Origin of the sequence: Streptomyces sp. NPDC091371 (genome assembly GCF_040684275.1) — a bacterium.
GTDB lineage: Bacteria > Actinomycetota > Actinomycetes > Streptomycetales > Streptomycetaceae > Streptomyces.
In genome coordinates, this window is the sequence record NZ_JBFBFP010000080.1 from 1 (window position 1) to 19,179 (window position 19,179).

Below are 19,179 nucleotides of genomic sequence, written 5' to 3' on the forward strand. Positions count from 1 at the left end.
GGAGTCGATGCGGAGCATCGACGACCGACGACAACGCGGCAAGGCGCGGTGCCAGGCGGCGCGGGCCCGGCCCTGATCCGCCGGACACCCCCTAGTGCTGTGGCCGGTCACAGCACTAGCTGCAGTCCCAGAGGAATCGGCCTTCACGGCGGTCGGGGCTGAGGAAGACGAAGCCGGTTCCGTAGCCGAAGTTGAGGAAGAACGGGTCCTCCTCCGCCTCGCCGCGGTCCTCGAACTGGCACAGGAACTGCCATGGGGGCGCGATGCCGAACGCCTGGTCGTTGGGGTAGAGCGCCTCCCCGCCCACGAAGTCTCCGGGCCAGTCGTCCTCCGGGACCTCGGCCTCCGGGCCCTCGCCCCGGAGGTACCGGCTGCACGCGGCGTACTGGTTCGCCGCCTCGTCCAGGTCCGGCGGCATCGGTGTGAGGTCGACCAGCCACTCGACGGGGACCTCCTCCTGGCCGGGACCCCACCGCCAGAGGGTCCGCCCGCGCGTCCCCGCGGGCCCGATGGCGGCGAAGGCGGGCATCCGGCCGCCCGGCTGTACGACGACCACGGCCTCGCCGTCCTCCGGGTCGGTGCCGCTCATCTCGACGCCCTCCTCGTGGAGGAACAGGTACGCGAGGCGCACTTCGTCACCCGGCACCCGGAACTGCGCGATGAACACCAGCGGTTCGCCGGTCTGCGGATGCACCGGCCACGCCGGTTCCTCCAGCCATACCGGCTGTCCGCCGAACTTCGACACCGGCTCCGTCACCGGCTCCTGCGCGGCCCGGAAGGACATCTGCAGCCGCGGTAGGAAGGCGGCGTCGTAGGGGCCCTCGGCCAGGCCCGTCGGAAGGGGGATCATGCGCCGGAGGGTATGGCAGCGCACCGACACCGTTCAGTCCCAGTCCCAGGCGATCCCCAGAATCCCGCGCCGCACCGACTGCTCCAGCAGGTGCACCGCCCGGTGCCGCCCGCTCGGGGTCAGGTCCGCGAGGCCGGTGCGCGGGGAGTCGGGGCCGGTGCGGGCGAAGCGGCGGCAGCGCACCGGCAGGGCCGCCTCGTCGAAGCGGACCTGGAGCATGTACTGGCCGCCCGCGTAGCTGAAGCCGCGTACGTACTCGCCGCTGCGCGCGCCCGTGCCGTCCTCGACCCCGTAGCCGAAGACGTACGTGTCCCCGCGCCGCAGCCGCGCGTCGAAGAGCAGCTCCGCGACCACCACCCCGGCCTCCGGGTGGCAGCGGACCCGGCCCGTGCGGCAGTTCTCGTACGCCGTCACGCGCATCCGGGACACGTCGCAGCCCGGGTCGCCGTGGTGGACGGCCAGGTAGCGGTCGACGCCGTCGCGGTGCGCCCGGACGATCTGCTGCGAGTCGCGGGCCCGCATCTCGCCCGCCGGCCCGATGCGGACCCGCTCGTGGTGGCCGAGCGTGTGCAGCCCGCCGTCCGAGGGGAGCTCCATCGCGTCCAGCAGCCGCTCCACCGCCTCGCCCATGCTGAACAGGGCGCGGTAGGAGCGGGCGGCCGGACGGGCGGGCCCGGGGTCCCGTTCCGGGGAGGCCAGCAGGCGCAGCAGGGCGCCGTCCGGCAGCTCCAGGATCTGTTCCAGGGCGGTGACGGCCCGCAGGGACTCCGGGTGGCGGGGCCGGCGGGCGCCCTGCTGCCAGTAACTGAGGCTGGTGACACCGACCTTGATGCCGCGCGCCGCGAGCCGGTGCTGCACCCGGTGCAGGGGCAGGCCGCGTGCGGCGAGGGCGGCGCGCAGGGCGAGGTGGAAGGGGCCGCCGCGCAGTAACCGGCCGAGTTCCGCCGCTCTGTCCTCGTTCGCGGTGCCCGCCGTGTTCCCGGTCGGCCGCATCGCCGCTCCTCTGTGAACGTTCACACGCGCCGGCGTGGGGGGCCGGGCCGGTGGTGCCGGGGGAGCAGGTGGCACGAGAGCCACCGTTCACACCGCAGTCCCACCGTTCACACTGCAATGTCACCGCGTATTGAAGCGTGTTGACCTGCTCGCGACAACACCCCGATGCTCCTCCACAGCGTCCGGACGCGCTCCTCCACCCCCACGATCCCCACCTCGGGAGGAACGCGATGCGCAACAGAAACCGGCGGCATTCCCTGGCCGCCCTCCTCACCGCCCTGCTCCTCGCACTGCCCCTGAGTGCCGGTACCGCCACCGCCGCCGATACCGACGCCCAATCCGCGCTCGCCTACAAGCGCCTGAACGTCACCATGCAGGCCCAGCAGAAGACCAACTGGTGCTGGGCCGCGGGCGGCAACACCATCGCCACCTGGTTCGGCCGCACCTACACCCAGAACCAGTTCTGCAACGCCGCCTTCAACCGCCAGCAGGGCTACGACTGCCCGAACAACCAGGCCACCCTCGGCAACGTCCAGACCGGGCTGCGCTGGGCCGGCATCAACCCCGGCTCGTACGTCACCGGCTGGCTCCAGTACTCCACCGTCCAGACCGAGATCAACGCCAACCGCCCGGTCGAGACGCGGATCCAGTGGTCCAACGGAGGCGGCCACATGCACGTCATCTACGGCTACGACACCGCGAACAGCTGGGTCTACTGGGGCGACCCGTGGCCCTCCAGCGACCGCTACAACTGGGCCTCGCACGCCTGGTACGTGGACAACAGCACCTTCTCCTGGACCCACTCCCTCTACCGGATCGGGGCGTGACCGCCATGACCGCCATGACCCTGCGCGTCACCGCCGCCGCCGCGGTCCTCGCGGCCACCGCCCTCCTCGGGCCCGCCGCGCAGGCCTCCGCGGCCCCCGTTCCGCAGCCGCAGGCCGTCACCGCCGAGACACGGGCCGCCGCCGCGCGGGCGGCCGGGTCGCCGGACACCCTGGCCACGCTCTCCCGCTTCTTCGCGCGGGAGGGGAAGGTCTCGCCCGCCGCCGCGCAGCCCCGGATCGAGGGGGAGGCGATACCGGTCAACCACCTCTCCCCGGACTTCGTCGCGGGGAAGGCGGGCGCGTCCGTGGCCCGCCTGGAGTTCCTCGCCGGCAAGGCCGTCTCCGCCGACGGGCAGCAGGCCGTGCTGTGGACGGCGCGGACGGCGGCGGGGTGGCAGGTGGTGAACATCGCCACCGGCGACGACGAGTTCCGCTACGCGCAGCTGGGCGCGGAGAAACTGCCCGGCGGGACGGTGTTCCGCGAGCCGCAGATCGACGCGTGGTACGTGGCCGGGGGCGAGCGGGTGCTGCCGCTGGACGAGGACGCGGTGCGGGCGGTGGGGGCCGGGGGGACGAGCCTCGCGCGGTACCGGGCGCGGGTCGTCTCGGCGTACGGGGACAAGCTCCCCGGCTCCGCCTATGCCGAGGGCGGCAGGGCGGGAGGCTTCGACGAGCCGTCCGCCGCGGGCGCCGACGCGGCTTCGGTGGGCGGGGTCGCGGCCGGCGCCGTGGCGCTCGGCGCGCTGGGCGTGGCCGCCGCGGTCCGCCGCTCGCGCCGGGGGGCGTAGCCGCCTGCCCCGTAGCCCCCATGCCCCGCCAGGGCCCGGCTCCCGGCCAGGACCGGGCCCTGGCGGGGCCTTCCCCCACTCCGCCCCTTCCCGAACTGGGGCTCCGCCCCAGACCCCGCGCCTCAAACGCCGGCGAGGCTGGAGTTACAGCCCGTCCGGCGTTTGAGGACCGGGGTCCGGGGCGGAGCCCCGGTTACGGGAAGGGGCGGGGTGGGGGACAGCCCCGCGCAGCGGGCGGTCGGGGCGGAGGGGGGCCGCGACGGCCGGGCCGCCGTGTGGGGAGGACGCGTACCGCAGGTTGTCGGCGGCCGCCAGTAGGGTGTTGGCATGGCCGACCCTTCCAGTTACCGACCCAAGCCGGGACAGATCCCCGACTCCCCGGGGGTGTACCGGTTCCGCGACGAGCACCGCCGGGTGATCTACGTCGGGAAGGCCAAGAGCCTGCGCCAACGCCTGGCGAACTACTTCCAGGACCTCGCGAGCCTGCACCCCCGTACCGCCACCATGGTGACCACGGCCGCCTCCGTCGAGTGGACCGTCGTCTCCACCGAGGTCGAGGCACTGCAGCTGGAGTACTCCTGGATCAAGGAGTACGACCCCCGGTTCAACGTCAAGTACCGGGACGACAAGAGCTACCCCTCCCTCGCCGTCACCATGAACGAGGAGTACCCGCGCGTCCAGGTCATGCGCGGCCCGAAGAAGAAGGGCGTGCGCTACTTCGGCCCGTACGGCCACGCCTGGGCGATCCGCGAGACCGTCGACCTGATGCTCCGGGTGTTCCCGGTCCGGACCTGCTCCGCCGGCGTGTTCAAGCGCTCCGCGCAGATCGGCCGCCCCTGCCTGCTCGGCTACATCGGCAAGTGCTCCGCGCCCTGCGTCGGCCGGGTCACCCCCGAGGAGCACCGCGAACTGGCCGAGGACTTCTGCGACTTCATGGCCGGCCGCACCGGCACCTACCTCTCCCGCCTGGAGAAGGACATGCACGAGGCGGCCGAGGAGATGGAGTACGAGAAGGCCGCCCGGCTGCGCGACGACATAGGGGCCCTGCGCCGGGCCATGGAGAAGAACGCCGTCGTGCTCGCCGACGCCACCGACGCCGACCTGATCGCCGTCGCGGAGGACGAGCTCGAAGCCGCCGTGCAGATCTTCCACGTCCGCGGCGGCCGGGTCCGCGGCCAGCGCGGCTGGATCACCGACAAGGTCGAGGCCGTGGACACCGCCGGGCTCGTCGAGCACGCCCTCCAGCAGCTCTACGGGGAGGAGAGCGGCGAGAGCGTGCCCAAGGAGGTGCTGGTCCCGGCGCTGCCCGAGGACACCCCGGCGCTGAACCAGTGGCTCGCCGAGCGGCGCGGTTCCAACGTCAGCCTCCGCATCCCGCAGCGCGGCGACAAGAAGGCGCTGATGGAGACCGTCCACCGCAACGCCGTGCAGTCCCTTGCGCTGCACAAGACCAAGCGCGCCGGCGACCTGACCACCCGCTCCCGGGCCCTGGAGGAGATCGCCGAGGCCCTGGAGCTGGACAGCGCCCCGCTGCGCATCGAATGCTTCGACATCTCGCACCTCCAGGGCGACGACGTCGTCGCGTCGATGGTCGTCTTCGAGGACGGGCTGGCCAGGAAGAGCGAGTACCGGCGCTTCCAGATCAAGTCCTTCGAGGGGCAGGACGACGTCCGCTCCATGCACGAGGTGGTCTCCCGGCGCTTCCGCCGCTACCTCCAGGAGAAGCTGAAGACGGGGGAGTGGGACGCCGAGGAGGGCGAGGAGGACGGCGCGCCCGAGGACGACGGGCGGGCCAAGCGCTTCGCCTACCCGCCCCAGCTCGTCGTCGTCGACGGCGGGCAGCCGCAGGTCGCCGCCGCCAAGCGGGCCCTGGAGGAGCTCGGGGTCGACGACGTCGCCGTGTGCGGCCTGGCCAAGCGCCTGGAGGAGGTCTGGCTGCCCGGCGAGGACGACCCGGTCGTGCTGCCCCGCACCAGCGAGGGCCTCTACCTGCTCCAGCGGGTGCGTGACGAAGCCCACCGCTTCGCCATCCAGTACCAGCGCAACAAGCGCGCCAAGCGCCTGAAGTCCGGGCCCCTGGACGAGGTGCCCGGGCTCGGGGAGACCCGCAAGCAGGCCCTGGTGAAGCACTTCGGTTCGGTGAAGAAGCTGAGACAGGCGACAATCGACCAGATCTGCGAGGTCCCGGGCATAGGCCGCAAGACGGCCGAGACCGTGGCCGCGGCTCTCGCGAACGCGGTTCCCGCCGGTCCTGCCGTCAATACGGCCACAGGAGAGATCATGGAGGACGAGACCCCCGCGCCAGCGGGATCGTCGTCCGATCGGGGGACCGAGCAATGACCAAGCACGAGACCGCACCCGAGACCACGCACGAGACCATGCACGACCGAGACGGAGCACAGGTGAGTACGGGCACGACAGTGGAGCCCGGCGAGACCGCCGAGGCGGCCATCCCCGAGCTGGTGATCATCTCCGGGATGTCCGGGGCCGGCCGCAGTACGGCGGCCAAGTGTCTGGAGGACCTCGGCTGGTTCGTCGTCGACAACCTGCCGCCGGCGCTGATCCCCACCATGGTGGAGCTGGGCGCCCGCTCCCAGGGCAACGTGGCGCGCATCGCCGTCGTCGTCGACGTCCGCGGCCGCCAGTTCTTCGACGCCCTGCGCGAGTCCCTCGCCGACCTCGACACCCGCGGAGTCACCCGCCGCGTCGTCTTCCTCGAGTCCTCCGACGACGCGCTGGTGCGCCGCTTCGAGTCGGTCCGCCGCCCGCACCCCCTCCAGGGCGACGGGCGCATCACCGACGGCATCGCCGCCGAGCGCGACCTGCTGCGCGAGCTGCGCGGCGACGCCGACCTGGTGATCGACACCTCCAGCCTGAACGTGCACGAGCTGCGCGCCAAGATGGACGCCCAGTTCGCCGGCGACGAGGAGCCCGAGCTGCGGGCCACCGTCATGTCCTTCGGCTTCAAGTACGGCCTGCCCGTCGACGCCGACCTCGTCGTCGACTGCCGGTTCATCCCCAACCCGCACTGGGTCCCGGAGCTGCGCCCCTTCACCGGGCTCAACGAGGAGGTGTCGGGGTACGTCTTCAGCCAGCCCGGCGCCAAGGAGTTCCTCGACCGGTACACCGAGCTGCTCCAGCTCATCGCCACCGGCTACCGCCGTGAGGGCAAGCGGTACGTGACCATCGCGGTCGGCTGCACGGGCGGCAAGCACCGCAGCGTGGCCATGTCCGAGAAGCTCGCCGCCCGCCTCGCCTCCGAGGGAGTCGAGACCGTCGTCGTCCACAGGGACATGGGGCGCGAGTGACCGCACGGACCCCGCGGCTGAGCCGCCTGCGCCGCCTCGCCCCCATCCGGGGCGAGGACGGCGCGCGCCGCTCCGCCCGCCGCCGCGGCGCCACGCCGAAGGTGGTCGCGCTCGGCGGCGGCCAGGGCCTGTCGGCCTCCCTCGCCGCCCTGCGCCGCATCACCGGTGACCTCACCGCCGTGGTCACCGTCGCCGACGACGGCGGCTCCAGCGGCCGGCTCCGGGAGGAGCTCGGCGTGCTGCCGCCCGGCGATCTGCGCAAGGCGCTGGCCGCGCTGTGCGGGGACGACGACTGGGGCCAGACCTGGTCCCGCGTCATCCAGCACCGCTTCCAGTCCGAGGGCGACCTGCACGGGCACGCCGTCGGCAACCTGCTGATCGTCGCCCTGTGGGAACAGCTCGGCGACCCCGTCCAGGCCCTCGACCTGGTCGGGAAGCTGCTCGGGGCGCAGGGCCGCGTGCTGCCCATGTCGGCGGTGCCGCTGGAGCTCCAGGCCCTGGTCAGGGGCCACGATCCGGCGCGCCCCGAGTACGTGGACACGGTCCGCGGGCAGGCCACGGTGGCCCTCACCCCCGGCGAGGTGCTCTCCGTCCAGGTCGTGCCGAGCGATCCGCCGGCCGTCCCGGAAGCGGTCGCCGCGGTGCTCGACGCGGACTGGGTGGTGCTCGGCCCGGGGTCCTGGTTCTCCTCCGTGATCCCGCACCTGCTGGTGCCGGAACTGCTCGACGCGCTGGTCGAGACCAAGGCCCGGCGGGTCCTCTCGCTGAACCTCGCGCCGCAGCCCGGTGAAACAGAGGGCTTCTCTCCGCAGCGTCATTTGGAGGTTTTGGCCCGACACGCCCCTAAACTCGCCCTGGACGTGGTGCTGGCCGACGAGGCCGCCGTGCCCGACCGCGAGTCCCTCGCCGATGCCGCAAAGCGGTTCGGCGCCGCGGTCGAGCTGGCGCCGGTGGCCAGGCAGGACGGCTCTCCGAAGCATGACCCGGAGCTGCTGGCCGCCGCGTACGACCGTATTTTTCGGATGCATGGAAGGATCGGCCCATGGCGATGACGCCCGCGGTGAAGGATGAGATCTCCCGCCTGCCCGTCACCCGGACCTGCTGCAGGAAGGCGGAGGTCTCGGCGATTCTTCGGTTCGCCGGCGGCCTCCACCTGGTGAGCGGCCGCATCGTCATCGAGGCGGAGCTCGACACCGGGATCGCGGCCAGGCGCCTGCGCAAGGACATCCTGGAGATCTTCGGGCACTCCTCGGACCTGGTGGTCATGGCTCCCGGCGGGCTGCGCCGCGGCAGCCGCTACGTGGTCCGCGTCGTGGCCGGCGGTGACCAGCTGGCACGCCAGACGGGCCTCGTGGACGGCCGCGGCCGCCCCATCCGGGGTCTGCCCCCGCAGGTGGTCTCCGGGGCCACCTGTGACGCCGAGGCCGCCTGGCGCGGCGCGTTCCTGGCCCACGGCTCGCTGACCGAGCCGGGCAGGTCCTCCTCCCTGGAGGTCACCTGCCCCGGCCCGGAGGCCGCCCTGGCCCTGGTGGGCGCCGCACGCAGGCTCTCCATCGCCGCCAAGGCCCGCGAGGTCCGCGGCGTCGACCGGGTCGTGGTCCGCGACGGCGACGCGATCGGCGCCCTGCTGACCCGGCTCGGCGCGCACGAGTCGGTGCTGGCCTGGGAGGAGCGGCGGATGCGGCGCGAGGTGCGCGCCACCGCCAACCGCCTGGCCAACTTCGACGACGCCAACCTGCGCCGCTCGGCACGGGCCGCGGTGGCCGCCGGCGCCCGCGTGCAGCGCGCGCTGGAGATCCTCGGCGAGGAGGTCCCCGAGCACCTCGCCGCGGCCGGCCGGCTGCGGATGGAGCACAAGCAGGCCTCCCTGGAGGAGCTGGGCGCGCTCGCCGACCCGCCGCTGACCAAGGACGCGGTCGCGGGCCGGATCCGCCGGCTGCTGGCGATGGCGGACAAGCGCGCACAGGATCTGGGGATCCCGGGCACCGAGTCGAACCTCGACCTCAGCGAGGAGCTGGCCGACAACATGGCCGGCTGAGCCGGGGCCGGGGCCGGGGCCGGGGCCGGGGCCGTCGGGCCGGGGCCTGAGGGCGGGTGCGGGTGGTGTGCCGCTGCGCGGTGCCGGTCCCCTACCCGCCCTTCGTCCGTTCCCCCGGGGGCTCTGCCCCCGGACCCCCGCGCCTCAAACGCCGGCGGGGCTGAAAGAACCCCGTGGTGTGGCCCGTGGGGCCGGGGGTGGCCATGCGGCTGAATCCGCCCCGGCGGGGCGGTACGCCCCATTGACAGGGGCATCGCGCGATCGTGAGCCTGGCCCCCAACGCTTTCGTGGCTGACGACGCCCAGGGGGGCACATGAGGCACCGCGCGAGATCGATCCTCGCCGCAAGCGCACTCGTCATCGGAACCACACTCGCCGCGCTGCCCGCGGCGGCCCAGGGACAGTCCGGCTCCGCGCCCGCCGCCGATGAGGTGCGGGTCTACGACGCGGACATCACCCGGGAACAGGTCCCGCTCGTCCTCGCCGCAGGCCAGGACGCCCACGAGCTCTCCGAGCGCGCCCCGGAATCCGGGACCGCCCGCGTCGAGCTCTTCCTCACCACCGCCCAGGCCCGGGAGCTCGGCGCCCAGGGCGTCAAGCTCGCCGAACGCAAGGTCGCCGCCGAGGGCCTGGCCCGGGCCAAGGCCGCCGGGGACGGGGTGTTCCGCCCGTACAGCGGCAAGGGCGGCCTCCAGGAGGAGATCCTGCGGACCGCCCAGGAGAACCCCGGGCTCACCAAGGTCGTCTCCATCGGCAAGACCGTCCAGGGCAAGGACATCCTCGCCCTGAAGGTCACCAAGAACGCCAAGAAGACCAAGGACGGCGACAAGCCCTCCGTGCTCTACATGTCCAACCAGCACGCCCGCGAGTGGATCACCCCCGAGATGACCCGGCGGCTGATGCACCACACGCTCGACAGCTACGGCAAGGACGCCCGGATCACCAAGCTGGTGGACTCCACCGAGCTGTGGTTCCTGCTCTCCGCCAACCCGGACGGCTACGACTACACCCACGCGCCCGACGGCGAGCGGCTGTGGCGCAAGAACCTGCACGACAACAACGGCGACGGCAAGATCACCACCGGCGACGGCGTCGACCTCAACCGCAACTTCGCCTTCAAGTGGGGCTATGACAACGAGGGCTCCTCGCCGAACCAGGCCAGCGAGACCTACCGCGGCCCGACCGCCTCCTCCGAGCCCGAGACCGTCGCCCTCGACGCCTTCCAGAAGCGCATCGGCTTCGAGTACGCCGTCAACTACCACTCCGCCGCCGAGCTGATCCTCTACGGCGTGGGCTGGCAGGTGGCCACCCCCACCCCCGACGACGTCGCCTACAAGGCGCTCGCCGGCACCCCGGAGAACCCCGCCGTCCCCGGCTACTACCCGCAGGTCTCCTCCGAGCTCTACACCACCAACGGCGAGGCCGACGGCCACGCCTCCAACGTCAACGGCATCATGATGTTCACGCCGGAGATGACCACCTGCCAGACGGCCTCCGCGATCGACCCGAACGACCAGTGGAAGCCCGAGGACTGTGCCTCCGGCTTCAACTTCCCGGACGACGAGAAGCTCATCCAGGCCGAGTTCGCCAAGAACATCCCCTTCGCCCTCACGGTCGGCGAGAGCGCCGCGCACCCCGACCGCCCGGCCTCGGCCGTGGGGCTGAGCGCCGCGGACTTCACGCTCGACCCCTTCACCACCTCCTACGCGGCCCGCGGGCAGGACCAGACGGTCTCCGTCACGGCCCGCAAGGCACTGAAGGACAAGGAGCTCAACTACCGGATCAACGGCGGCCGCACGCACGACGAGGACCTGGAGGCCTGGAAGGGCGGCGAGGTCTACGGCGGCGACGACAACAACTGGTTCGACGAGTACCGGGCCGAGGTCGAAGGCGCCCGGCCCGGCGACAAGGTCGAGGTCTGGTTCACCGGCCGCGACCACTCCGGCAGGAAGGCCTCCAGCGAGCACTTCACGTACACGGTCGCCGAGCGGCCGCGCGCGGACGTGCTGGTGATCGCCGAGGAGGGGGCGAAGGCCCAGCACGCCCAGGCCTACGTCGACGCCCTGCGCGCCAACGGCAGGTCCGCCGCGGTCTGGGACGTCGCCGTCCAGGGCGTCCCGCACCACCTCGGGGTGCTCTCCCACTTCGGTACGGCCTTCCACTACACCGGGGCCAAGACCCCCGGCGGGGAAACCCAGTTGGCCGTACGCGACTTCCTGAACGAGGGCGGCAAGCTGATCGAGGCCGGTGAGCTGGCGGGCGGCAACGCCCAGGTCGGCCGCGCCGTGACCAACGACTTCAGCCAGTACTGGCTCGGCGCCTACGGACGTACGAGCGCCGCCGGTGCGACCGGCTTCACCGGCGCCGGCGCCCTCGGCGGCACGCAGGGCGCCCTCGGGGACGCCGCGGGCAACCCGCTGAACGCCCCCGGCTCCTACACCGTCACGTCCGAGACCCTGGCCCCCGCACAGTTCCCGCAGTTCAAGAGCGCGCAGGCGGGCCGGTTCGCCGGGGTCGTGAACCCGTACGCCCCCTACGCGGGCACCCAGATGGCCTCGGCCCTGCACGCCGACGACGACTGGAAGCGCCTCGTGCGCACGATCGACCTGACCGGCGTCACCGCGGCCGACCAGCCGAAGCTGAAGCTCGCCCTGAGCTGGAACGTCGAGGAGGGCTACGACCACGCCGCACTGGAGGCGCACACGGTCGGTGCGGACGACTGGACCACCCTGCCGGATTCGGGCGGCCTGACCAGCAGCGCCGTACCCGAGGAGTGCGGGGCCGGATTCTTCATCAACGGCCACCCGTTCCTGCGCCACTACCTCACCCTGGAGGGAGGCGGCTGCACCCCGCAGGGAACCAGCGGCGCGTGGAACACCTTCACGGCCTCCTCCGCCGGCTGGAAGCAGGTCTCCTTCGACCTGAGCGCCTACGCCGGCAAGACCGTGGAGGTCTCGCTCTCCTACATCACCGACGGCGGCGTGGGCGGCCGGGGCGTCTTCGCGGACGAGGCCCGGCTGTCCGTGGGCGGAGTGGACCAGACCACTGAGGGTTTCGAGACCTCCCTCGGTGCCTGGAGCGCCCAGGGCGCGCCCGCCGGAAGCCCTGAAGTTCCGGGCGATTGGTCCCGGTCCGGAGAGCTGTTCAAGTCCTACGCGGCCGTCACTACGCGTGACACCGTCCTGCTCGGCTTCGGCCTGGAACACCTGCCGGCCGCAGCCGACCGCTCGCTACTTGTCGGTAAGGCGCTTCGGGCGCTGAACCACTGACCGACACCCCCGTTCCGCGGTCACCCTGAGTGACAGGGGCCAAGGTCCCCGGGGTCCCGTGCCGGCGCGTCCGGCGCAGGCCCCCGGGGCGTGTCAGGTCTCTTTCGATGTCACTCAAAAGCTCACGGAGAGGTAGGGTCGTAAGCGGTCGGGGACATCCCATACAGCTCGCCGGCGGGACAGGCCGGCGTACCACGAGGAGATCGGTTCGTGACGATCCGCGTAGGCATCAATGGTTTTGGCCGAATTGGCCGCAACTACTTCCGGGCGCTTCTGGAGCAGGGAGCGGACATCGAGATCGTCGGTGTCAATGACCTGACCGACAACGCCACTCTGGTGCACCTGCTCAAGTACGACACCATCCTGGGCCGTCTCAAGGCCGAGGTCTCCCACACCGAAGACACCATCACGGTCGGTGGCAACACCTTCAAGACCTTCGCCGAGCGCGACCCCGCGAACCTCCCCTGGGGCGAGCTGGGTGCCGACATCGTCATCGAGTCCACGGGCATCTTCACGAAGAAGGCGGACGCGGCCAAGCACATCGCCGCCGGTGCGAAGAAGGTCCTCATCTCGGCTCCGGCCAAGGACGAGGACATCACCATTGTGATGGGTGTCAACCAGGACAAGTACGACGCGGCCAAGCACCACGTCATCTCCAACGCCTCCTGCACCACGAACTGCGTGGCGCCGATGGCCAAGGTCCTCCTGGAGAACTTCGGCATCGTCAAGGGCATGATGACGACGGTCCACGCCTACACCAACGACCAGCGCATCCTCGACTTCCCGCACTCGGACCTGCGCAGGGCGCGCGCGGCCGCCGAGAACATCATCCCGACCACCACCGGTGCCGCCAAGGCCACCGCCCTGGTGATCCCGGAGCTCGCGGGCAAGCTCGACGGCATCGCGATGCGCGTCCCGGTCCCCACCGGCTCCGTGACCGACCTGGTCATCGAGCTGGAGCGCGAGGTGACCAAGGACGAGGTCAACAACGCCTTCCAGAAGGCCGCCGAGGGCCAGCTGAAGGGCGTCCTGGACTACACGGAGGACGCGATCGTCTCCTCCGACATCGTGAACTGGCCCGCCTCCTGCACCTTCGACTCCTCCCTGACCATGGTCCAGGGCAAGAGCGTCAAGGTCGTCGGCTGGTACGACAACGAGTGGGGCTACTCCAACCGTCTCGTCGACCTGACCGTCTTCGTCGGCGGTCAGCTCTAAGAACGTAGGGCAAGGCAGCACGATGTGAGCACAGGGTCCGTGACAGCGCGATGGTGCGCCGCACGGGCCCTGTTGCTTGCCCCGTAACCTCTTCGCCCGGTGGGCCCTACGCCCCGCACGGGAACAAGGAGTAGAAACACATGAAGACGATCGACGAACTTCTCGCCGAAGGCGTCGCCGGAAAGCGGGTCTTCGTCCGCGCGGACCTCAACGTGCCGCTCGCGAACGGTGCCATCACCGACGACGGCCGCATCCGCGCCGTCCAGCCGACCATCGCGAAGCTCGCCGAAGCCGGCGCCCGCGTGGTCGTCGCCTCGCACCTGGGCCGCCCCAAGGGCGCCCCGGACCCGGCCTTCTCGCTGGCCCCCGCCGCCAAGCGGCTGGGCGAACTGCTCGGCGCGGACGTCGCGTTCGCCACCGACACGGTCGGCGACTCCGCCAAGGAGACCGTCGCCGCCCTCACCGACGGCAAGATCGCGGTCATCGAGAACCTGCGCTTCAACGCCGGTGAGACCTCGAAGGACGACGCCGAGCGCGGCGCCTTCGCGGACCAGCTCGCCGAGCTCGCCGACGTCTACGTCGGCGACGGCTTCGGCGCCGTCCACCGCAAGCACGCCTCGGTCTTCGACCTGCCCGCGCGCCTCCCGCACGCGGCCGGCTACCTCATCGCCACCGAGGTCGGCGTCCTGAAGAAGCTGACCGCCGACGTCGAGCGCCCGTACGTGGTCGTGCTCGGCGGCGCCAAGGTCTCCGACAAGCTCGCCGTCATCGACGAGCTGCTCGGCAAGGCCGACCGCATCCTGATCGGCGGCGGCATGGCCTACACCTTCCTCAAGGCCCTGGGCCACGAGGTCGGCATCTCCCTCCTCCAGGAGGACCAGATCCCGACGGTGACCGAGTACATGAAGCGGGCCAAGGACACCGGTGTGGAGCTGGTCCTCCCGGTCGACGTGCTGGTCTCCAAGGACTTCCCCGACCTCAAGGGCAAGACCCCGGCCGACTTCGAGACGGTGGCCGCGGACGCGATCCCCGCCGACAAGGAGGGCCTGGACATCGGCCCGAAGACGCGCGAGCTGTACGCGTCGAAGATCGCCGACGCCAAGACCGTCTTCTGGAACGGCCCGGTCGGCGTCTTCGAGCATCCGGACTACGCCGGCGGCACCACGGCCATCGCCCAGGGCCTGCTCGACAGCAGCGCCTTCACCGTCGTCGGCGGCGGAGACAGCGCCGCCGCGGTCCGTATTCTCGGCTTCGACGAGAACGCATTCGGCCACATTTCCACCGGTGGCGGCGCCTCCCTCGAATACCTCGAGGGCAAGACGCTCCCCGGCCTCGCCGCCCTGGAGGGCTAAAACCCAATGACTGCCGCTGTAAACGGACGCACCCCGCTGATGGCGGGCAACTGGAAGATGAACCTCAACCACCTCGAGGCCATCGCGCACGTCCAGAAGCTCGCCTTCGCGCTCGCCGACAAGGACTACGACGCCGTCGAGGTCGCGGTGCTGCCGCCCTTCGTCGATCTGCGCTCGGTCCAGACCCTGGTCGACGGCGACAAGCTGAAGATCAAGTACGGCGCCCAGGACATCTCGGCGCACGACTCCGGTGCCTACACCGGTGAGATCTCCGGCCCGATGCTCGCCAAGCTGAAGTGCACGTACGTGGCCGTCGGCCACAGCGAGCGCCGCCAGTACCACGGCGAGAACGACGAGGTCTGCAACGCCAAGGTCAAGGCCGCCTTCAAGCACGGGCTCACCCCGATCCTGTGCGTCGGCGAGGGCCTGGACGTCCGCAAGGCCGGCCAGCAGGTCCAGTACACGCTGAACCAGCTCGACGGAGGCCTCAAGGACGTCCCGGCCGAGCAGGTCGAGTCCATCGTGATCGCCTACGAGCCCGTGTGGGCCATCGGCACCGGCGAGGTCGCCACCCCCGAGGACGCCCAGGAGGTCTGCGGGGCGATCCGCGGCCGTCTCGCGGAGCTGTACTCGCAGGAGCTGGCCGACAAGGTCCGCATCCAGTACGGCGGCTCGGTGAAGTCCGGGAACATCGCGGCGATCATGGCCCAGCCCGACGTCGACGGCGCCCTGATCGGCGGCGCGGCGCTGGACGCGGACGAGTTCGTCAAGATCGTCCGCTTCCGCGACCAGTGAGTATGCGGTAGGGCCGATCCGTCGTACCCTTGCGGGGGCCAGGGGCTGAACCATCAGCCGCTGGCCCCCGTGCACGTCCCGCGAAGCCGGGAAAGCCCGCAAAGCAAACAGAGCGGTAAGCCAGAAAGTAGGAACCAGCCGTGATTATGGGGTTCTCGATCGCCCTGATCGTCTTCAGCGCCCTGCTGATGCTGCTCGTGCTGATGCACAAGGGCAAGGGCGGCGGCCTTTCCGACATGTTCGGCGGCGGCATGCAGTCGTCGGTCGGAGGTTCCTCCGTCGCGGAGCGCAACCTCGACCGCATCACCGTCGTCGTCGGTCTGCTGTGGTTCGCGTGCATCGTCGCCCTCGGCCTGCTGATGAAGTCGAGCGGCTGAACCGTTCTGGCCAACCGGCAGTACGGTCGGCGGAGCCCGGCCTATCATGAGGTCCTGCGCCCTGGTTGCGGAACCAGTTATTCTGCTCCCCGCACCTGAGGGGGACGATCCCTCCGCACGCTGAACGTGAGTTGGGCTTCACGTACCCGGGGCGCCGGTGTCAGAAGTACCCTCACGCTCGGCGGCACCATCACGCAGGGGAGTTACGACCGTGGCAAGTGGCAACGCGATCCGTGGTAGCCGGGTCGGCGCGGGGCCGATGGGCGAGGCCGAGCGCGGCGAGTCCGCGCCCCGCCTGCGCATCTCCTTCTGGTGCTCGAACGGGCACGAGACGCAGCCGAGCTTCGCCAGCGACGCGCAAGTGCCGGACACCTGGGACTGCCCGCGCTGCGGGTTCCCGGCCGGCCAGGACCGCGACAACCCGCCGGCGCCGCCGCGCACCGAACCGTACAAGACGCACCTGGCGTACGTCCGGGAGCGCCGGACCGACGCCGACGGCGAGGCGATCCTCGCGGAGGCCCTCGCCAAACTCCGCGGCGAGATCTGAGAGCCCGCGGCACGCATGACCTGAGGCCCGGTCGCGCAGGAGTCTTCTCCTGCGCGACCGGGCCTCTTTGTGTCGGTTGTGCCGCTTCCGATCCCTTAAGTTGGGACCCGGCGGGGCACGACAGGATGGAAGAAACGGGTTGATGTCCGAGATGAATGCGGAGCGTACGAAGCTGAACCGGACGCCGGAGTGGCTGGCACTCGGCAAGCACCGGGAAGAGTTCGGACAGACGCATCTGCGGGAGCTGTTCGAGGAGAATCCGGGCCGCGGCACCGGCTACACCCTGCGGGTCGGGGACCTGCACATCGACTACTCGAAGCACCTCGTGACCGACGAGACGCTGGCGCTGCTCCACGAACTGGCTGCGGCGACGGGCGTGGCGGAGCTGCGCGAGGCCATGTTCCGCGGCGAGAAGATCAACACGACGGAGGACCGGGCGGTCCTGCACACCGCACTGCGCGCGCCGGAGGGCGCCGTCGTCGAGGTGGACGGCGAGAACGTCGTCCCGGGCGTGCACGCCGTCCTGGACAAGATGGCCGCCTTCTCCGGCCAGATCAGGTCGGGGGAGTGGACCGGCTTCACCGGCAAGCGCATCCGGAACGTCGTCAACATCGGCATCGGCGGCTCCGACCTCGGTCCCGCGATGGCGTACGAGGCCCTGCGGGCCTTCACCGACCGGAGCCTGACCGTTCGCTTCGTGTCCAACGTGGACGGCGCCGACCTGCACGAGGCGGTACGCGACCTGGACCCGGCCGAGACGCTCTTCGTCATCGCCTCCAAGACCTTCACCACCATCGAGACCATCACCAACGCCACCTCGGCGCGCGCGTGGCTGCTGGCCGGGCTGGGCGGCGACCAGGCGGCCGTGGCACGGCACTTCGTCGCACTCTCGACCAACTCCGAGAAGGTCACCGAGTTCGGCATCGATCCGGCCAACATGTTCGAGTTCTGGGACTGGGTCGGCGGCCGCTACTCCTTCGACTCGGCCATCGGGCTCTCGCTGATGATCGCGATCGGCCCGGACGCCTTCCGGGAGCTGCTCGGCGGCTTCCACGCCATGGACGAGCACTTCCGCACGGCGCCGGCCGAGGAGAACGCACCGCTGCTGCTGGGCCTGTTGGGGATCTGGTACGGCGCCTTCTTCGACGCGCAGTCGCAGGCGGTGCTCCCGTACAGCCATTACCTCTCCCGGTTCACGGCGTACTTGCAGCAGCTCGACATGGAGTCCAACGGCAAGTCCGTGGACCGCGACGGCAATCCGGTGGAGTGGCAGACGGGCCCGGTGCTCTGGGGCACGCCCGGCACCAACGGGCAGCACGCCTACTACCAGCTGATCCACCAGGGCACCCGGATGATCCCCGCCGACTTCATCGGCTTCGCCCGGCCCGTGGCGGACCTGGAGGCCGGCCCGGCGGCCCAGCACGACCTGCTGATGGCGAACTTCTTCGCGCAGACGCAGGCGCTGGCGTTCGGCAAGACGCCGGAGGAGGTACGGGCGGAGGGCGTCCAGGAGGCGCTGGTCCCGCACAAGACCTTCAAGGGCAACCACCCGACGACCACCATCTTGGCGGGCGAGCTCACCCCGGCGGTGCTCGGCCAGCTGATCGCGCTGTACGAGCACAAGGTGTTCGTGCAGGGCGCGGTGTGGAACATCGACTCCTTCGACCAGTGGGGCGTGGAGCTCGGCAAGGTCCTCGCCAAGCGGGTCGAGCCCGCGCTGACCGAGGGTGCGGACGTGCCCGGACTGGACGCCTCGACGAAGGCGCTGGTGTCCACGTACCGCACGCTCCGAGGCAGGAGCTGACCCGATCGGTCGGCCGATCGTGCGGCGGCGCTGACGGCGAAGGGCCCGCTCTCCCCGGGGAGAGCGGGCCCTTCGGTTGCCTCGGTCAGGACGAGGCCGGGGGGTACATCCCGCTCGGGAGCTTCGCCGCGGCCGCGCGGTCGAGGAGCCACAGGGTGCGGAAGAGGCCGTAGGCGGCCGCCGCCGGGGCCTGGACCTCGCCCGCACCGCCGAGGGCGATGGACACCGCGCCGGCCTTGTCCTCGCCGGCCGCGAGCAGCCAGACCTCGCGGGCCGCGCGGATCGCCGGGAGGGTCAGGGAGATCCGGGTGGGCGGGGGCTTCGGGGCGCCGTGCACGCCGACCACCGTGCGCTCGGTCTCGCGGGCCGCCGGGTGCTCGGGGAACAGGGAGGCCACGTGCGTGTCCGGGCCGACGCCGAGCATCAGCACGTCGAAGCGGGGGACCGGGCCGTGGTCCTCGGGGCCGGCCGCCTTCGCGAGCTCGGCGGCGTACGCCGCGGCCGCCGCGTCCACGTCGGGTCCGTACGGGCCGTCGGAGGCGGGCATGACGTGCACGCGGGCCGGGTCGACGGGGACGGAGTCCAGGAGGGCCGCGCGGGCCTGGGTGTGGTTGCGCTCGGGGTCGTCGGCGGGGACGTACCGCTCGTCGCCCCACCACAGGTCGAGGCGGGACCAGTCGACGGCGTCCCGGGCGGGGGCCGTCGCCAGCGCGGCGAGGAGGCCGTTGCCGTTGCGGCCGCCGGTGAGGACGACGGACGCGGTGCCGCGGGCCGTCTGCGCGTCCACGATCTTCGTGATGAGCCGGGCGGCCGTGGCCTGGGCCATCAGCTCCTTGTCCCGGTGGACGACGACCTGGGGAGTCGTCATACCCATGTGCTGCCGCCTTCGTTGGTAGTGCGGGTGGGGGCCGCTGCGCGGAGCTGTTCCCCCACCCCGCCCCTTCCCGAAACCGGGGGCTCCGCCCCCGGACCCCCGCGCCTCAAACGCCGGCGAGGCTGGATCTTCCAGCCCGTCCG

General features: G+C 71.4%; 16 protein-coding genes. 13 read left to right on the forward strand and 3 right to left on the reverse strand.

What is annotated here, in order from left to right; translation table 11 throughout:
• Positions 1–115: 115 nt before the first annotated feature.
• Both AB0O21_RS39130 and AB0O21_RS39135 read right to left on the reverse strand, forming a co-directional pair.
• Complete coding sequence (locus AB0O21_RS39130; protein WP_365180358.1) at positions 116–850, reverse strand: hypothetical protein; 735 nt, start codon at positions 848–850, stop codon at positions 116–118.
• 33 nt (positions 851–883) lie between these two features.
• A complete protein-coding gene (locus tag AB0O21_RS39135; RefSeq protein ID WP_365180361.1) occupies positions 884–1,843 on the reverse strand; it encodes a hypothetical protein in 960 nt (319 codons plus the stop codon).
• A gap of 230 nt (positions 1,844–2,073) precedes the next feature.
• Here AB0O21_RS39135 and AB0O21_RS39140 point away from each other — a divergent pair, with 230 nt between their 5' ends.
• The 13 genes from AB0O21_RS39140 to pgi all read left to right on the forward strand — a co-directional run bounded on the left by AB0O21_RS39140 (position 2,074) and on the right by pgi (position 18,162).
• Positions 2,074–2,670, forward strand: a complete 597-nt coding sequence (locus AB0O21_RS39140) for a papain-like cysteine protease family protein (protein ID WP_365180364.1) — start codon at positions 2,074–2,076, stop codon at positions 2,668–2,670.
• A gap of 5 nt (positions 2,671–2,675) precedes the next feature.
• Positions 2,676–3,458, forward strand: coding sequence for a hypothetical protein (locus AB0O21_RS39145; RefSeq protein ID WP_365180391.1), 783 nt, complete (start codon positions 2,676–2,678; stop codon positions 3,456–3,458).
• A gap of 327 nt (positions 3,459–3,785) precedes the next feature.
• Positions 3,786–5,798 carry an excinuclease ABC subunit UvrC gene (gene uvrC, locus AB0O21_RS39150; RefSeq protein WP_365180367.1) on the forward strand — a complete coding sequence of 671 codons (2,013 nt, stop codon included), beginning with the start codon at positions 3,786–3,788 and terminating at the stop codon, positions 5,796–5,798.
• The gene (gene rapZ, locus AB0O21_RS39155) at positions 5,795–6,766 is read left to right on the forward strand and encodes an RNase adapter RapZ (RefSeq protein ID WP_365180370.1); all 972 of its coding nucleotides are present in this window, start codon (positions 5,795–5,797) and stop codon (positions 6,764–6,766) included. The genes uvrC and rapZ overlap by 4 nt, the downstream gene beginning before the upstream one ends.
• Complete coding sequence (gene yvcK / locus AB0O21_RS39160; protein WP_365180373.1) at positions 6,763–7,818, forward strand: uridine diphosphate-N-acetylglucosamine-binding protein YvcK; 1,056 nt, start codon at positions 6,763–6,765, stop codon at positions 7,816–7,818. Before rapZ ends, yvcK begins: the two co-directional genes overlap by 4 nt.
• Positions 7,809–8,804, forward strand: a complete 996-nt coding sequence (whiA, locus tag AB0O21_RS39165) for a DNA-binding protein WhiA (RefSeq protein WP_037792880.1) — start codon at positions 7,809–7,811, stop codon at positions 8,802–8,804. Before yvcK ends, whiA begins: the two co-directional genes overlap by 10 nt.
• 313 nt (positions 8,805–9,117) lie before the next feature.
• Positions 9,118–12,072, forward strand: a complete 2,955-nt coding sequence (locus AB0O21_RS39170; RefSeq protein WP_365180376.1) for a M14 family zinc carboxypeptidase — start codon at positions 9,118–9,120, stop codon at positions 12,070–12,072.
• A gap of 210 nt (positions 12,073–12,282) precedes the next feature.
• Positions 12,283–13,287 carry a type I glyceraldehyde-3-phosphate dehydrogenase gene (gene gap / locus AB0O21_RS39175; protein WP_365180379.1) on the forward strand — a complete coding sequence of 335 codons (1,005 nt, stop codon included), beginning with the start codon at positions 12,283–12,285 and terminating at the stop codon, positions 13,285–13,287.
• A 140-nt stretch (positions 13,288–13,427) separates the two neighbouring features.
• Positions 13,428–14,639, forward strand: coding sequence for a phosphoglycerate kinase (locus tag AB0O21_RS39180; RefSeq protein ID WP_365180382.1), 1,212 nt, complete (start codon positions 13,428–13,430; stop codon positions 14,637–14,639).
• Positions 14,640–14,645: 6 nt separating this feature from the next.
• The gene (gene tpiA, locus AB0O21_RS39185) at positions 14,646–15,434 is read left to right on the forward strand and encodes a triose-phosphate isomerase (protein WP_365180385.1); all 789 of its coding nucleotides are present in this window, start codon (positions 14,646–14,648) and stop codon (positions 15,432–15,434) included.
• A gap of 146 nt (positions 15,435–15,580) precedes the next feature.
• Positions 15,581–15,811, forward strand: coding sequence for a preprotein translocase subunit SecG (secG, locus tag AB0O21_RS39190; RefSeq protein ID WP_363055811.1), 231 nt, complete (start codon positions 15,581–15,583; stop codon positions 15,809–15,811).
• Between the two features lie 259 nt (positions 15,812–16,070).
• Entirely contained in the window at positions 16,071–16,358 is a 288-nt protein-coding gene (locus AB0O21_RS39195; RefSeq protein WP_030197743.1) for an RNA polymerase-binding protein RbpA, read from the forward strand.
• A 151-nt stretch (positions 16,359–16,509) separates the two neighbouring features.
• Positions 16,510–18,162 carry a glucose-6-phosphate isomerase gene (gene pgi, locus AB0O21_RS39200; protein WP_365180394.1) on the forward strand — a complete coding sequence of 551 codons (1,653 nt, stop codon included), beginning with the start codon at positions 16,510–16,512 and terminating at the stop codon, positions 18,160–18,162.
• An 85-nt stretch (positions 18,163–18,247) separates the two neighbouring features.
• Here the strand turns inward: pgi and pgl are convergent, their stop codons facing one another.
• The gene (pgl, locus tag AB0O21_RS39205) at positions 18,248–19,030 is read right to left on the reverse strand and encodes a 6-phosphogluconolactonase (protein ID WP_365180388.1); all 783 of its coding nucleotides are present in this window, start codon (positions 19,028–19,030) and stop codon (positions 18,248–18,250) included.
• Positions 19,031–19,179 lie beyond the last annotated feature (149 nt).